Here is a 13,995-nt window from a genome sequence, read left to right on the forward strand (position 1 = left end):
TTCCTGACAAAAGTTCATTCGAATGCATTAACAATCGCGATTCCAGTGCCCGATGCATCAGAGATTTTCGTCCCCGGTTGTCTGCTCCTTCGTTAATGGACATGATTTGTTTTTAAAAAATTCATAATACATCAGGGGGATAATGACGAGGGTAAGCATGGTCGAAGCGACGGCTCCAAACATCATGGCAATGGCCAACCCCTGGAAGATGGGGTCGAAAAGCATCACGAAAGAACCGACAACGACTGCGGCAGCCGTGAGTACAATCGGCCGGAAACGGACGGCGCCCGCGTTAATCAGCGCCTGACGCAGGTCTTCCTTGTCGCGCCATTCCATCTGGATAAAATCCACAAGCAGAATAGAATTTCGCACGACGATTCCCGCCAGGGCAATGAACCCGATCATGGATGTGGCCGTGAAAAAAGCGCCGAAAATCCAGTGGCCGGGCAATATGCCCACGAGGGTCAGAGGAATGGGGGCCATAATGACCAGAGGCGTTACAAAGCTCTTAAACCAGGCCACAACCAGGATATAGATGATGATCAGCACCGCGGCAAAGGCAATGCCCAGATCCCGGAAAACCTCATAGGTAATATGCCATTCCCCATCCCACTTCATGGAATAACGGTTTTCCAGCCAGGGTTGCGTTGTGTAGAACTGCTGCAATTCATACCCTTCGGCAAGTTTTAACTTCCCGATGTCCGACTTCATTTTCAGAATGGCATAAACGGGGCTCTCTTCGGTCCCCGCCACATCACCTGTCACATAGGTCACTCTTTTCAAATTCTTATGGTAAATTGTTTTATTTTCAATTCCCTCTCTGGTCTTAACTAACTCTGCAAGAGGGATGAGCTTACCCGATGGGGCGGGAATGGTCACGGACTGAAGCGAGGCCGGACTGGACCGCAACTCCTGCGGCAGACGCAGAAAAATCATGACGGGCTCCTTCTCGCTGTCCATGTGCACAAGGCCGGCAGACGCACCCGATAACGCAATGCGAAGACTCCCGGCAATTGCTTCTGTGCTGATGCCATTGTCCGCCGCCTTTTTCTGGTCGACCTCAAACATAATTTTACGTTGATCAGCTTCCACAAGCCAGTCGGCATCAACGACACCGTCGGTTTTTTCAAAAATACCGCGCACCTTTTCAGCGATTTCGATCTGGCGCGATGTTTCCGGACCATAGATTTCCGCAACAAGGGTGCTCAAAACCGGTGGCCCCGGAGGAAGCTCCGCTACTTTAATCCGGGCGTCATAGCGATCGGCAATACGCTTCAATCCAGGCCGTATGCGTTTGGCAATATCGTGACTCTGGGCTTTTCGCTCGTCTCTGGACACAAAATTAACCTGAATATCGGCGACATTGCTACCGGAGCGGAGAAAATAATGGCGCACCAGTCCGTTGAAGTTATAAGGCGCTGCCGTCCCCACATAAGCCTGATAATCCGTCACTTCCGGCACGGTCTTCAGATATTCGGACAATTCGCGGGTCAGGGCGGCCGTTTCTTCCAGAGTCCTTCCTTCGGGCATGTCGATGATCACCTGCAACTCGCTTTTGTTGTCGAAAGGCAGCATTTTCATGGTGACCTGCTTTAACGGCACAAGGACAAAGGCCAGCCCAAGCAGCGCGCCGATTACGGCAAAAGCGATGAGGCGCTTTTTCCGGATATCCACCAGAGGACCGAGCAGTTTCTCATACAGTTTGGCCAGTCCCCTTTTTTCTTCTCCATGGTCAAGGCCGTGGCGGACGTTTTTCAGGACGATGTAAGCCAGCCAAGGACTGACGATAAATGCAACCAGGAGGGAAAAAATCATGGCGGCCGACGCGCCCACGGGAATAGGCTGCATGTAGGGTCCCATCAGGCCGGAGACAAACGCCATGGGCATCAGCGCTGCAATCACCGTAAAAGTCGCCAGAATGGTGGGATTGCCCACCTCGTCCACCGCATAGACTGCCGTCAGCGGTTGAATCTTGTGCATGCGGAAATGGCGGTTGATATTTTCCACGACAACAATGGCGTCATCGACCAGGATGCCAATGGAAAAAATCAGGGCGAAAAGCGTAACGCGGTTCAGCGTATATCCGTACAAGTAGTTGATCAGAAGAGTCAGGGCCAGCGTGACCGGTACGGCAACGGCTACCACAACGGCTTCCCGTAAACCGAGAAACACGGCAACCAGAACGATTACAGAGAGGGTGGCCAGCAGCATGTGATACAAAAGTTCATCAGATTTATCCCTGGCTGTTGCCCCGTAGTTGCGGGTAACGGTCACCTGAACATCTTTAGGAATCAGGGGCCCTTTCAACGCCTCCACTTTTCTCAGAGCCTCATCGGCAACGATGCTCGCGTTGGCTCCTTTCTTTTTGGAGACGGCAATCGTTACGGCTTCATACTGTCCTGCCGTGTCTCCCGCCATTCCTTTTTTGACAGCCGCAGCCCCCAGGCCCATGAAGACATAGTTTGCCGCTTCCTCCGGCCTGTCGGCAATTTGCGCCACATCCTTAAGATAAACGGGGCGGCTGTTCGATACATGAACGACCAGATTGCCCACATCCTCTGCATTGTTCAGAAAACGGCCCGTCTCCACGATCGTTTCGCGGTTGCCGGACGAAAAAGCGCCGGAAGAAACAACCACATTGGCTTTCTCCAGGCGGTCCATGATTTGGAAAGCCGACAGGTGATAGGCCCGCAGACGCTGGGGATCAATCGTTACTCTGATCTGGCGGCGCTGGCCTCCGATGACGGAAAATTCCGACACATTGGCGTCTTTCTTGAGTTCGCCGCATAATCCGGTGGCAATCCTTCTCAGCTCGTAGCCCGTGTATTGTGGTTCTTTGCTCCAGAGGGTGAGGGCCAGAACGGGGACATCATCGATGGACTTGGGTTTAACCATGGGTCGGGAGACGCCGGGAGGAATAAGGTCGTAATTGGACATCAGCTTGTTGTGGAGCTTCACCAGACTCTCTTCCATATTTTCGCCGACGTAGAAGCGGACTATGGTCATATTGGAGCCGGGTTTGACGGTGGAATAGACGTACTCAACCCCTTTGATCTCCCAAAGGAGTTTCTCCATCGGGATCGTGACCCGTTCTTCCACCTCTTTGGGGGATGCCCCGGGGTAGCTTACAAACACATCAATCATCGGAACAACGATCTGGGGTTCCTCTTCCCTGGGTGTCACGATGACGGCAAAGACGCCGAGGAGAAGGGCTGCGATAATGAGGAGGGGTGTCAGCTTTGAACTGATAAAATACCTGGCAATCTTCCCGGAAATCCCGATTCCTGTCATTTCGGTTTGCCTCCCGCCAGTTTATCTCCGTCCATCACCCGTTCCATGCCGGACATGATGACACGGTCATGAACGGTCAGACCGGACAGGATCTCCGTTCCATGGGGAGTGATGCTTCCTGCGCGGACCAGACGATAAATGACGATATTGTTGTCGTCAACAACATAAACACCCGTCAGTTGTCCCTTTTGGACAATAGCCTGATTCGGAACAAGGATGGCTTGCTTTCTGCCGACGGGAATCCGTACGCGGGCAAACAAACCGCTTCTGGGCCGGGCATCCTTCAGACTCACCTTAATCGTAAAGGTCCGGGACTGGGGATCAACGGCGGGGAATACTTCGCGGACCATTCCCGAAAGGGGCTGGCTGATCGTTTCAACCACCGCCTCAACCATCATCCCGGTTTTTACCTTGTTTCCGAGACCGGCATCGACGGATGCTTCGATAAAAGAGCCGCCGCCGCTTTCGATGACCAGAAGGGGCAAGCCGGGACTGGCCATACTGCCGGCATCAATGCGTTTCTCCGTCACTCGTCCGGAGACAGGAGCCGTAACCCGGCCGAAAGACAAATAGGTTCGGGCTTCCCTTGCCATGGCTACTGTCCGCTCATATTCCGATTCCGCAACTTTCTTCTGTGTTTCAATCTGATCCATCTCCTGTCGGGAAAGGGCTTTCTCATCATACATATTTTTATATCGCCGCCAGGTTGTTTCGGCCAGAAGCTTGTTTTGTTTTGCCGACTCGACAGCCATTTCTGCGGCATGCACCCTCTGTAGGGCATCCCGGTTATCAATCATTAAAAGAACCTGCCCGCCCTTGACGGTGTCGCCTTCCCGAACAAGGAGGGAGGTGACAACACCCATCACCCGGCTGGCAATCACGCTCGTGTTGTCGGACCGGACGGTCCCCGTGGCCTCATAAACTTCATCCACGGTGGACAGGGAAACAGGCGTGGCCGTTATGCCGGCCACCTCGCGGCGCTTGACTGCTTCTTTTTCCGGATTGCCTTTGCAGCCCGTTGTCAGGGCGGCAAACAGGAATATTACGGTCAACAGGCAAGATATGATAAATTTGCGATGACGCCATTCTTTCATGGTTGTTTCTCCATCAAGAGGTTTCATTTTTCGAGATTTAGATCCTTTAAAATTGTCCCGCTTTCAAAACTCAGTGTCGCCACCGCCATTTTGTAGTTATTTTCACGCTCCACAAGGCCTGCACGCGCCTGTTCCAGGCTTTCCTGGGCATTGAGAAGTTCGGCCAGAGACGAAAAACCGTTCTCATAGCGCACCTTCAACAGACGCGCGCCTTCTTCGGCCGTTTTCAGAGATTCCAGGGCCAGTGCTGTGTTTTTACGCGCTTCCTCCACATTCATGTAAGCTTCGTAAATTCTATACGAGACGCCTTTTTTCATGGCGGAAACTTGCTCCCTGACCACTGCCGCCAGATGTTTTGCCTTTGTCCGTTCATATTCCCGCTTCGTTCCGTCGAAAAGATCCCATCGCAGAAAAGCCGTCATTTGCCAGCTTTTTCCATCGGACCCAAAGGGCTGGCGATGATCGTTTAGCTGATAGGTTCCTCCCACGCCAATATTGGGGAAATACGCTGCCTCGGCCATTCGAATATTTTGTTCGGCGTTCTCATGACGAAGTTGCATAGCCTGCAAATCACTTCGTGATTCAGCGGCCTTCACATAGACAGAAAGGATATTCAGGGGAAGGTTGGCCGCAGAATCCACCACATCAATTGATTCGGTTGTTGCGAGCAAAAGCCCCAGGCCCCGCTTGGCCAGGCTCACATTTTTATCCACAACATTCATTTTCTGCCGGGCGTCCATTAATGCGGTAGAAGCACGAAGACTGTCGGCATACTGAACGAGGCCGTTTTGATAACGCAAATCAGCCACGCGCTTGTTTTCCCGGGCATCCTTTACTCCCAGTTCAACCGCGCGGGCATACTCTTTGGAACTTCCCAGCATGAGGCAGGCTTTGACAACATGAAAGGCTATTTCTTCACGTTTCCGGAGGAGTTCTTTTTCCTTTGCCCGGGCTTCGGTCCTGGACATGTCCATACCAACATAGGCCTTTTTCACAAACAGGGGTTGTTCAACCGTTAAGGAAGATTGAAAGTCGTTGATGGCATCCGGATGGTTCAGGAGTTCAGGATTGAAGTCCTGCTGCTCGATGCGTTCCTGATTGAGTCTGGACATGAAAGCATAACTTGGATTTGTTGTCCGGAGATAACGTTCTTCGAACGATATTCTGGGCAGCAGATAGCTGCGGGCAATGCCGATATCGCTTTCCCGGGCATGAGCGGCGCTTTGCAGGACTTTTATTTCGTGGTTGTCCTGAAGAGCTGTCTTCACAGCTTCAACAACCGTCATCCGCCGCTCTTCCGTTTGTCCCTGTGCAAGGACAGATGGAATCAAAAGCACAAAATAAAGGAAAAGTCCCGTAATCAGCAGAGACGCCGCCCTCTTCCATCGCTTTAAAAGATAAAACTCATCAAGCATGATTCAATCCTCCGGCAGCAAATTCCTGATACAACGACCGCCGCCATAGCTTTTCCGCTGCCGATTTTCGATATTTTTCTTTGCATTAACTCTTTCGGGCCACGCCCAGTTTCTCGAGAATGTTTTCCATCAGGCACCATTTTGTAAAAGCAGACTGCAGGAGATTGGCTCCAACAAAAGCGGTAACAAAAAACCAGTACCGGTGATGGAAGCAGCCCAATCCGACCGAGATCAAAATGAGCGTACCGGCAATAGCGCGAATCCATTGTTCCATTTTCATGGTTTTGACCCTCCCTGTTCTCATGTCTTTGAGTTCATTTAATCTTTTGCCTTATTATAATAATGATTTTTTCTCTGTCCACTAAAAATGAGTCAGACGCCACGAAGAGCGGTCATCCATCGCGGATGCAAAATATTTTATACTGCCGGTTGCTCGCTCAGCATGAGGTGCAATAAGCATCAAGATGCTTTTTAAAGAGAGACTGTCCGTCCGGTCAAATACAGCAGGAATATCTTATCCTTGCGCGCCAAACTTTGCTCCGGCGCGCAAGGATGAAACAAAGCCCTGTCCGCGCCCGGCGGCAGGCGCCCTCACTCTTCCCGTTTTTCGCTGTCCCAGGCGTCGTCATGGACATTGGGCGCCGCTTCGCGGTCAACCGTCAGGAGTTGCTCCTGCAGTTCAATTTGTTCGCGGGTATTGAAAATATAGGATTCCTGATCATGACGATGAGCCGCCAGCTTACGCAGCGCCGCTTCATCATACCGGATAAAGTTCTGACCGGCGCGGGTGGCGGCGTATTTGCGGAAGCCCAGTTTGCTCAGCACATCAACGCCGAGGCGCACAGAGGTGTCGAGGGATTCGCGATAAACATCATCAATGCCCATATCCAGAAGTTCATAGGCATCCAAACGGCTTTTCGCCCTTACCATTACCCGGAGAGAGGGGAATTCCTTCTTTGTCTTTTCGATCAGATCAAAATTGATTTCCGGCGAATCAATGGCGGCAATTAAAATTTCAGCGGAATCGGCGCCCGCTGATCTTAAAATATCCAAACGCGTCGCGTCGCCGTAAAAAACCGTAAAACCCATTTTTCTTAAGACATCGACCCGGTCCGAATCATTATCCAGGATGGTTGCCTCCACACCGTTTGCCCGCAGAAACCTTCCGATGGTGCTGCCAAAATGGCCGAAGCCCGCGATAATCACCCGATGCCCGCCTTCGATATGATCCGCTTCTTTCTCCCGGGCCGCTTCCTTTGTCCCAAAGTGCGGCAGAATCAGGCGCTCGTTAATCAGTAAAAGCAGCGGCGTTATCGTCATGCTGATTGCCGTTGCTCCCATCATCATATCCGTCCATTTTGCAGATAAAATTTGCAGCTGCGCAATAAACGCGAACAAAACAAAGGCAAATTCTCCAACCTGCCCCAGGCCCAGCGTAAAAATCATATTCTGATCAAAACTAAGCCTGGTGATTTTTCCTGTTGCATACAGCACGGCGGATTTAATCGCAACAACACCGCAGATCAGCGCCGCTACTTGCAGCGGATTATCAAAAATAAGTTTGAAATTAATGGACGCCCCGACGGCAATGAAGAACAAACCCAGCAGGATGCCTTTGAAAGGTTCGATGTCGCTTTCCAGTTCATGGCGGAATTCGCTCGTCGCGAGCACCACACCGGCCAGAAAGGTTCCCAGGGCGGGGCTTAGACCCACCAGCATCATCAGATAGGCTGTGGCAATCACAATCAGCAGCGCCGCCGCCGTAAAGAGCTCCCGAAGGCGGATGCGGGCGATAAAGCGCAGAAACGGCACAAAAACAAAACGGCCGACCAGCACAACGGCATTGACGGCAGCGAGCAGCGCCAGCGTCTGGGTCCAACCGGATAATCCCGTAAGCAGTGACGCCGGCCCTCCCGAAGGCGGTTTCACACCGGTCATCGCCAGAAGCGGCAGAAGCGCCAGAATGGGAATAACGGCAATGTCCTGAAACAACAGCACGGCAAAAGAACTTCTGCCCGATTCGGTTTTGGCCAACCCTTTTTCCTTGAGCGTCTGCATCACGATGGCCGTGGAAGACATGGAAAGCGCAAGCCCGCAGGCCAGCGCCGCCTGCCAGGTAAAGCCAAGCATGGACAGAGCGGCAAAGCACAGGAGCGTCGTTGCGCCCATCTGCAGCATCCCGGCGCCCAGAATCAACCGGCGCATTCGCCAGAAGGTTGTGGGCTCCAGTTCCAGACCGATCAGAAAAAGCATCATCACCACACCGAATTCGGCAAAGTGCATGATGTCCTTGCCTTCCGCGCCGATAAAACCCAGGAAGAAAGGGCCGATGATAATGCCGCCGATCAGATAGCCCAGCACGGAGCCCATTCCGAGCTTTTTGGCAATCGGCACGAAAACAACCGCGGCAGCCAGATAGATTAATGCATCCTGTATAAAAGCACTGCTCATCGTTTCGCTTATCCTTTGCCTGTTAAAAGCCAGTCATTGAGATAATCATACCCGCGGATGGATTCTATGGAAAACTCACCTGAGATCAGCCGCCTCAGCAATTCATGATAAAGCGCCACCTGTTCAGCCAGTTGCTGACGGGTCAGCATGTGCGTGCCATGGACGGCAAAAGGCGGCAGATAAATCATTTTGCAGAGCGCGGCGGTCTGTTCGAAGGGAACAAGAAATTCCCGAATCGTAAATCGATTGTGCTGACCCGCCGCATAGGATTCTCTGGCGCCGCCCGCGGTCAGAACATTAAAGACGATCTTATCTTTCAGGGCGTTCCCCTGGCCGCCGTGCGCCCAACCATACTCCAGCACCAGATCCGTCCATTGTCTGAGCATGGCGGGAGCGCTGTACATATACAGGGGATAATGCCAGATGATAACGTCGTTCGCAAGCAGAAGCTCTTTCTCGCGATCAACGTCTATGTTGAAATCGGGATACTGCTCATAGAGATCATTGAAGGTGACGCCGTCAATCTTAGCAATGCCGGAAAGCAGGGCCTGGTTGGTTTTTGATTTTTCAAGCCGGGGATGGGCAAAAAGGATGAGAACTTTGTTCATAAGGCATTCCTTAATCACTATGATGACTTTGAAAAGATCTCTTCTTGGTCATTCCGGTTCTGAGTCCCCCTTTGGAAAAGGGGGATTTGAGGGGGATTTTCTTCTCTTAAAATCCTCCCTAACCCTCCTTTAGAAAAGGAGGGAACACAGGCTATCGCCCGATCCTCCCTAACCCTCCTTTATACCCTGACTATCGTCCGATCCTACCTACCCCCTTTATGCACAGAAGGGCACAAGTGAAAGGAGGGGAAACACCATCTCCGATCAGAGTTCCTCTTCTTTCACAATTTCCGTCTTGATCAGGGCAATCAACTCCTGAAAAACCGGCAGAACGTCCTTGCGAAATCTTCCCGCTACACAGACATACATGATATCGTCGCCGATTTTCAGAGCCCCTTCATTGATCCGGGCCCGAATATCCACAATTCCGTTCACGCTTTTAAAGCGCTGCACCGCTTTTTCCAGCGCGACCTTGTCATAAGAAAGGTTCATACTCAAGACAGGTTCGCCCTGCTTGGATGTCGCCCGCACAATGCCGTTATGCACCAGGATCATCCCGAGCTGGTCGGGCGGGCACGATTTCTTTATCTCTTTGAGCCACTCGTCAACCATGAAGCCCTCCCGGTTGTTCAGTATTCCGGTTATCGGACACTGCGGCTTTCCCTGCAACAAGTGCGGTCAGTTTCAGGGATATTTTGCGCGCCAGCGCCGCAAGCAGCGTCGAATCCATATCCGCGGCATAACGATCCGGGTCCGCATCACCGTTGTTCCAGGCCCCAACGACCTGACCATCCAGCGTAAAAGGCGCGACGGCAATCGACCGGACAAAATATTTCCGGCTGGACGGCATCATTTTATAAAAAGGCTGCAAGTTTTTATTGGCCAATACCGGCTTCAAACCGTGGGGGAGAATCTTTTCAAACGCATCCTGTGAGATGACGCAAAGTCTGTTTTTTAAAATCTCCGACGCGTTAACCGCATCAATCAGGGGCGCAGTGCCGACGTTGTCGATTATCGTCAGCCACACAAAAGGGACCTTAAATTCTTTTTCAATCCCGGTCAGCAGGAATTCAAAAAGCCCGGCAATGGTTTCAGCAGCGGCAATGCCGGATTCAATTTTACAGAATCGCGCGGCAATTTCATCGTTAATAAGTTGAATATCTTCTTTCTTACCCATCAGAATTTTCCTTTCCACTCGGCATAGATCACCGCATGATCAGACGGTTTTTCGGCCAGGCGTGACGCCATGTCAATGGTGCATCGGATGGATGCCTCAGCCGTTGGTTTTGTTGCCAGAATATGATCAACCCGCCAGCCCAGATTGCGGCCGACGGAATCGCGGACGCGATAATCAAAAAAAGTATATTGTCCCGGTTCATCCGGGTGATGCCTTCGAAACACATCCGTCAATCCCCAGGAAACAACATCTTCATAGACTTTCCAGACTTCCGGATTAAACGAAACATGACCGAGAATCCGTTTGGGATCGTGCACGTCGATTTGCCCGGGCGCGACGTTAAAATCACCGCACAGAATTAATTTTTGATCCGGCTTGAAATTCTTTTGCAGATATTTTTTCAGGCGATTGAGCCACGCGAGCTTATAGGCAAACTGCGGGCGATCAACATCCTGCCCCTGCGGCACATAGGCATTGATAATGATCAGGTCGTCGAATTGCGCGCAGGCCAGGCGGTCGGGATCAGCCGGTTCATCGGGAAGACCGAAGCTGACTTTCTGCGGTTTCATTTTGGAGGCAACGGCCACGCCATTGTATTGCTTGTTGCCGCGAAAGCTCACCGTGTAACCCAGCGCTTCAAACTCTGCGGCGGGGAACTTGGCGTCTTCAACTTTCGTCTCCTGCATGCAGAAAATGTCCGGCATATTATTTTGCAGCCAGGGCAAAACAATATGCAGCCGGGAACGGATGGAATTGACATTGTAAGAGGCAATCTTCAAATTTCAGCAGCACCTTTCATCGGATGGGCGTTTATTATCACGCCCGGCGATTACGCTCAAGATTTTTTGCAGGGGAGTATGAAATCGTGTATAGGTAAGATATGGATAGCAGCAGCAACCTAAGTAAGTCAGGGTGACTTCTGATATCAGTGATCTCATCCCTCCTTTTACTTGTGCCCTTCAGGGTACAAAGGAGGGTTAGGGAGGATCAGGCGATAGCCTGTGTTCCCTCCTTTTACTTGTGCCCTTCAGGGTATAAAGGAGGGTTAGGGAGGATCGGGCGATAGCCTGTGTTCCCTCCTTTTACTTGTGTTCCCTCCTTTTCTAAAGGAGGGTTAGGGAGGATTTTAAGAGAAGAAAATCCCCTCAATCCCCCTTTGCCAAGGGGGAAGTAAAAAACATACAATTTGGGTTGAGAATGGAAAAAGCGGACATCACTATCATCGGAGCCGGTGTTATAGGGCTGGCCATAGCCGCCGAAGTGGCTCGCCCGGATTTAAACGTCTTCATTCTGGAGAAGAATCCATCGCATGGCGGCGGGATCAGTTCCCGCAACAGCGAAGTCATCCACGCGGGAATTTATTATCCGGAAGGGTCGCTCAAGGCCAGCCTGTGCGTTGAAGGCAGACAACTGCTTTATGACATGGCCGCAGGGAAAGGCATTCCCCACAAAAAGATCGGCAAGCTGATTGTGGCGAACAGACCGGAAGAAATCGAAGAACTGGAGCGGCTTTTTGCACAGGGACGCAAAAACGGCGTCGCCTCGCTGGAGATGATCAGCAAAAATCAGATTGCCCGGATGGAGCCGAATATTCAGGCCGAAGCCGCCCTTTACTCTCCGGAAACCGGTATTATCAGCGCTCATGATCTGATGAATCTTTACCTGGCGCGGGCGCAGGCCGGGAAAGCCCATCTGGTCTGCCGGACAGAGGTGCTGAATATTGAACGCGACCCGGGCTGCTGGCGCATCCTGGCTAAAAACGACTGGGGAGAGGATTTCACTTTTGCTTCCGCCACAGTCATCAACGCTGCCGGGCTCACTTCCGACACCATGGCCAATCTGGCGGGCGGCAAATATCACCTGCATTATTGCAAAGGTGATTATTGCGGCATTTCCGGCGTAAAACCCGGGCTTACACAACGGTTGATCTATCCCGCGCCGCTTAAGAACCACGTGGGACTTGGCGTGCATCTCACCATGGATTTAAATGGACGCCTCAAACTTGGGCCGGACGCAACTTACATTGACCGCGTGGAAGACTACAGCGTGGCGTCGGAAAAGGCCGCCCTTTTTTATGAGCATGCCCGAAAATATCTGCCCTTTCTGAAACCGGAAAATGTCCACCCCGACATGGCCGGAATCCGTCCGAAGCTTCAGGGCCCTCGTGATGCGTTTGCCGATTTTGTCATCCGCGGGGACGCGTCCGGTTTTATCAATCTGGTCGGCATTGAATCGCCGGGCCTGACCGCCTCGCCCGCCATCGCCCGTCTTGTTAAGAAAATGATCTGACATCAATGTTACTGCGACTCCCGTCATGACGGGATGAGAAATCTTGACCGGCATGGATGATGTGAGCATTTTAATTCTTTTTCGTTGATCCGGCAGGAACGCTGGCGCATGCCGGATGCGCGGGATGGCGTCCCATCCTATCGGGATTTCGTACTTTCAGCATCTTTTATATTGACACTCCCGGAGGTATCTCTTATAAACTGCGGATAAAATATCTAGCCGACAAGGAGACGGTTCATGAAAAAATCAGCTGTTTTAATTATTCTTTTGATGATTTTCGCTCTGGGAATTTGCGGTTGCAGCAAAAAAGAAGAAGAAACCTCCATGATTAAAGTCGCCGTCTGCCCGACATCGCCGCCGAATATGTTTGAAGAAAACGGAAAGTACCAGGGGCTTGACCTGGAATTATTTGAGGGCTTCTGCAAGGCCCGGGGATTTAAGTATTCGATCACCTCTTACGACTGGCAGGGCATGCTGGGAGCGGTGATCGGAAAACAGGCCGACGTTGCCTTTTCGGCCATCTCGATTACCGACAAACGTAAAGAGGTGATGGATTTTTCCAAACCCTACATGGACAATACCTGGAATCTGGTCAGTTTGAAGAGTAGAAATATTGTCATCAAAGACCTCGCCGAAATAAAAAAATATTCCATCGGCTACCCCCGCGGCATGGCCTACAGCGGATTCATCAAGGACAAATGGGAACCACAGGGTGTTTACAAGCTGATCGACGTCAAATTGTATCCAACCTACAATGAGGTCCTTGCCGATCTGAAAAACGGGAAGCTGGATCTGGCCTTTGTGGAAGGCGGGGTTTCCATGGTTTACAAGAAAAAAATGGACATCCAGGACAGCTACGTTTTAACGGGATTCGATGTCTTCGGTTTCGCTTTCCCCAAAGGATCTTCCCTGCGGGAAAACTTCGACCGCTATCTTACCGAACTGGGCCCCGTGAAACTCAAAGCAATCATCGACAAGTGGATGAAATAGAAGGGCGCGAACCGGCAAAATGACATTCTGGGATATCTTAATGGTTCTGGCCAAAGGCGCGGGATATACGATCCTGGTGACGATAGCCAGTATCGGGGCCGGCCTGGCCATTGGACTGTTAATGGCGGTTTTGAGCAGATTGCACTGGAAGCCTGTCGCGCTTTTCCTGGCCGCTTATATCTATGTTTTCCGCTCGGTCCCCGTTCTGGTCCTTCTTTTTATCGTCTTTTTCGGTCTGCCGGGCATCGGCGTCCGGATTCCACCATTCACGTCGATGGTCTTGAGCCTGGGGTTTGTCTCCGGAGCGTATCTCGCGGAAATATTCCGGGGGGCCATATCCGCCGTGGATCGGGATGAAATCCTGGCTGCCGAAGCCATGGGCATGAACCGGATGCAGAGTTTTCTCTACATCATTCTTCCGCAGATGTTCAGAATGTCCATTCCGGGCATGATCAATGAATTTACCTCCGTTTTGAAGTATACACCTTTCGCTTACACCGTGGGGATCCCCGAAATCATGAAAGAGGCCATGAGTCTTACCGCCGTGACCCTGCGGGGGCTTGAAATCTATCTGGCCGTCGGGATGATCTACTTTGTCATCTACAAGTTGTTTGTGATGCTTTTTATGGCGCTTGAGAAAAAATTCCGGATCCCCGGACTGGCTGCGGGATGAGAAGGAA

12 protein-coding genes are annotated in these 13,995 nt (G+C 51.6%); 3 read left to right on the top strand and 9 right to left on the bottom strand.

Annotated elements, in window-relative coordinates:
• Positions 1-57: 57 nt before the first annotated feature.
• From CVU71_08760 to xth, 9 genes are all read right to left on the bottom strand, one after another.
• The gene (locus CVU71_08760) at positions 58-3,291 is read right to left on the bottom strand and encodes a multidrug transporter AcrB (GenBank protein ID PKN18875.1); all 3,234 of its coding nucleotides are present in this window, start codon (positions 3,289-3,291) and stop codon (positions 58-60) included.
• Complete coding sequence (locus tag CVU71_08765; GenBank protein PKN18876.1) at positions 3,288-4,412, bottom strand: hypothetical protein; 1,125 nt, start codon at positions 4,410-4,412, stop codon at positions 3,288-3,290. The genes CVU71_08760 and CVU71_08765 overlap by 4 nt, the downstream gene beginning before the upstream one ends.
• On the bottom strand, positions 4,409-5,800 hold the full coding sequence (locus tag CVU71_08770; protein PKN18877.1) for a hypothetical protein: 1,392 nt from the start codon (positions 5,798-5,800) through the stop codon (positions 4,409-4,411). The genes CVU71_08765 and CVU71_08770 overlap by 4 nt, the downstream gene beginning before the upstream one ends.
• 85 nt (positions 5,801-5,885) lie before the next feature.
• Positions 5,886-6,080, bottom strand: a complete 195-nt coding sequence (locus CVU71_08775) for a DUF2892 domain-containing protein (GenBank protein PKN18878.1) — start codon at positions 6,078-6,080, stop codon at positions 5,886-5,888.
• 311 nt (positions 6,081-6,391) lie between these two features.
• Positions 6,392-8,251 (bottom strand): potassium transporter, encoded by a 1,860-nt coding sequence (locus CVU71_08780; protein PKN18879.1) that lies wholly within the window; start codon positions 8,249-8,251, stop codon positions 6,392-6,394.
• 8 nt (positions 8,252-8,259) lie between these two features.
• A complete protein-coding gene (locus CVU71_08785; protein PKN18880.1) occupies positions 8,260-8,859 on the bottom strand; it encodes an NAD(P)H oxidoreductase in 600 nt (199 codons plus the stop codon).
• A gap of 264 nt (positions 8,860-9,123) precedes the next feature.
• Positions 9,124-9,471, bottom strand: coding sequence for a molybdopterin converting factor (locus CVU71_08790; protein ID PKN18881.1), 348 nt, complete (start codon positions 9,469-9,471; stop codon positions 9,124-9,126).
• Entirely contained in the window at positions 9,464-10,036 is a 573-nt protein-coding gene (locus tag CVU71_08795) for a hypothetical protein (protein PKN18882.1), read from the bottom strand. The genes CVU71_08790 and CVU71_08795 overlap by 8 nt, the downstream gene beginning before the upstream one ends.
• Complete coding sequence (xth, locus tag CVU71_08800; GenBank protein PKN18883.1) at positions 10,036-10,815, bottom strand: exodeoxyribonuclease III; 780 nt, start codon at positions 10,813-10,815, stop codon at positions 10,036-10,038. The genes CVU71_08795 and xth overlap by 1 nt, the downstream gene beginning before the upstream one ends.
• A 418-nt stretch (positions 10,816-11,233) precedes the next feature.
• On the opposite strand from xth, the gene CVU71_08805 reads away from it, so the two are divergent.
• The 3 genes from CVU71_08805 to CVU71_08815 all read left to right on the top strand — a co-directional run bounded on the left by CVU71_08805 (position 11,234) and on the right by CVU71_08815 (position 13,988).
• Positions 11,234-12,325, top strand: a complete 1,092-nt coding sequence (locus tag CVU71_08805; protein ID PKN18884.1) for an NAD(P)/FAD-dependent oxidoreductase — start codon at positions 11,234-11,236, stop codon at positions 12,323-12,325.
• Between the two features lie 237 nt (positions 12,326-12,562).
• Positions 12,563-13,315 carry an amino acid-binding protein gene (locus CVU71_08810; GenBank protein PKN18885.1) on the top strand — a complete coding sequence of 251 codons (753 nt, stop codon included), beginning with the start codon at positions 12,563-12,565 and terminating at the stop codon, positions 13,313-13,315.
• 19 nt (positions 13,316-13,334) lie between these two features.
• Complete coding sequence (locus CVU71_08815; GenBank protein ID PKN18886.1) at positions 13,335-13,988, top strand: amino acid ABC transporter ATP-binding protein; 654 nt, start codon at positions 13,335-13,337, stop codon at positions 13,986-13,988.
• Positions 13,989-13,995: the final 7 nt, after the last annotated feature.

This window comes from Deltaproteobacteria bacterium HGW-Deltaproteobacteria-6, assembly GCA_002840435.1.
Lineage (GTDB): Bacteria > Desulfobacterota > Syntrophia > Syntrophales > Smithellaceae > UBA8904.